A 2,165-nucleotide genomic window follows, 5' to 3' on the forward strand; every position below is an offset into this window, starting at 1 on the left:
GCGGCACCACGCCCGGCGGTGACGGCAGTAGCGGCGGCGATGGCGACGGGTCCGGCTCCAGCGGCGGGACCGATGGCGGCGACGGCTCCGGCGGGGGTGGCCTGAAAGAGCCGAAGCAAGGCTCCTTCGACAAGACCATCAAGGAATACGACGACGCCATCGCCAAGGCGCAAAAGGACTTCCAGGAACTGCAAGGCAAGTTCGAAAGCGTCCTCGCTTCCAAGTTCGATATTCACCTGGGCACCGGCGGCGGCTCCCTGCCGTGTTGGGACTTTACCGCCCTCGGCCAGCGCTACGACGTCTGCCTCACCCAGTACGCCCAAGAACTCTCCGTCATCCGCTACGTGGTGCTGTTCATCGCCGCGATCCTGGCCGGATGGATCGTTTTCTATCGCTCCTGAGGAAACGCCATGGACATTCCCTTTCTCTCCGACATTCTCGCCTGGATGCAATCCCTCTGGGACTTCCTCTACAGCGGCGTCTATGACTTCGTCACCGACGCCTTTGTCCTGCTGACCAAGATGGCCATCAAGGGCTGGTTCGAGATGCAATTGTTCGTCGCGGAAATCGGCTACAAGGCGTTCCGCGAAGTCGTCGGCGGCATCGGTATCGGCTCGACCATCACGTCCTATTACTCGTCCCTGGACGGCGACCTGCGCTCGCTGCTGGCGTTCTTCGGCCTGCCGGACGCGGTGAACATGATCTTCGCCGCCATCGGCACGCGCTTCTCCATGTCCTTCATCCCCTTCATAGGTAAGTGATATGGCGATCAAGATTCATCACGGCCCGAACGGCTCCTACAAGACCTCCGGCGCGATCCAAGATGACCTGATCCCCGCGATCAAGAAGGCCGCGTCATCATCACCAACGTGCGCGGCCTGACCCGCGAACGGATCTTCCAAGTGATGCCGGAGACGCCCTCCAGCTGCGACGTCATCAACCTCGACCTCGAGGACCTGGATGACATGGAAAAGATGCGCACCTGGTTCATGTGGGCGCCGCGTGGCGCGTTCATCATCTTCGACGAAACCCAGCTGATCTTTCTGAAGTCCTGGCGCGAAGCCGACCTCAAGCGCTTCGACTTCCCGGACGGCCCGGAAGCAGCCAAGGCAGCCGGGCGGCCCATGGGGTGGCTGGATGCCTGGACCCGGCACCGGCATTTCAACTGGGACATCATCCTCACCACGCCGAACATCGCCTATATCCGCGACGACATCCGCATGACGGCGGAAAAGGCCTATCTGCACTCCAACCTCGCCGTCATCGGCATTCGGGGCCGCTACAAGGAAAGCCAGCACTCGGCGCAGGACAACAAACCGCCGGCCCGCGACGTGATCGTCGAGATCAAGAAAATCCGCCAGGAGACCTTCGCCCTCTATGAATCGACAGCCACCGGCTCCGTCACCGACACCATCGCCGGCAAGAGCCTTTTTAGACAACCTAAGATTCTTCTATTCATGGCAATTCCGGCCCTTGCTATTGGGTCTGTGGTTTATGACGGCGGACCTCGTCTGCTCATGGGCGACCCTGTATCGCCGCCTGCTGCTGGAACTGCTGCGCCTGCTCAAGCCGGTCCTGCTGTGGGTGCTGCGCGTGCTACTGGTGCGGCTGGTCCTGATGCTGCTGATGATGTACCTGGGCACCCAGGCGTTCCGGGTGCTGCTCCTGTAGGCCATCCCTTCGCCGGCCGCGACTTCATCGTTAAGGCAACCCTGCTGTCCGCCTCCGGGCGCCGCACCTATCTGTTTGCCGTCCGGGGCCAGGACGGCAGCGAATTCACTCTCACCGATCGCGACCTGACCGACACCGGCTATGCCGTGGTGCCGCGGGGCAACTGCGCTGCGGAACTGAGCTTCAAGGGCGGTTGGTCCGGCTATGCCGCCTGCGCCGGGCGTAGTGCTTTGGGCAATGCGCCGCCGGCTCAGGCCGCCGCGCCGAGCGTGCCGCCCGCCGCCGCGAACAGCGCCGCCGTGCGGGTGACGGTGGTTCCTGACACCAGCCGCTTGCCGCGCTCGATCAACTGAGGGGGAGCCGATGAACTGGACAAGCTATTTCGCCGCCCTGGGGCTGGCGTTCCTGGCCTATCTGGCGGGCTTCTTCTTCGCGGTGGCGGTGACGCCGACGGGGCCGGTATGGCCGCTGTAGCCGGCCTGGCCGGGGCGCGC

At 63.5% G+C, this 2,165-nt stretch carries 2 protein-coding genes and 1 pseudogene; all 3 read left to right on the forward strand.

Annotation, left to right across the window (positions count from 1 at the left end; all coding sequences use genetic code 11):
* Positions 1-401, forward strand: a 401-nt coding sequence (locus ACTJJX_RS34945; RefSeq protein ID WP_440782061.1) for a coat protein, incomplete at its 5' end; no start/stop codon positions are given.
* Between the two features lie 9 nt (positions 402-410).
* Complete coding sequence (locus tag ACTJJX_RS34950) at positions 411-761, forward strand: DUF2523 family protein (protein ID WP_003159569.1); 351 nt, start codon at positions 411-413, stop codon at positions 759-761.
* A gap of 1 nt (position 762) precedes the next feature.
* Positions 763-2,024, forward strand: a pseudogene (locus tag ACTJJX_RS34955) (zonular occludens toxin domain-containing protein).
* Positions 2,025-2,165: the final 141 nt, after the last annotated feature.

Source organism: Pseudomonas sp. 22490, assembly GCF_052044465.1.
Taxonomy (GTDB): Bacteria; Pseudomonadota; Gammaproteobacteria; order Pseudomonadales; family Pseudomonadaceae; genus Pseudomonas; species Pseudomonas aeruginosa.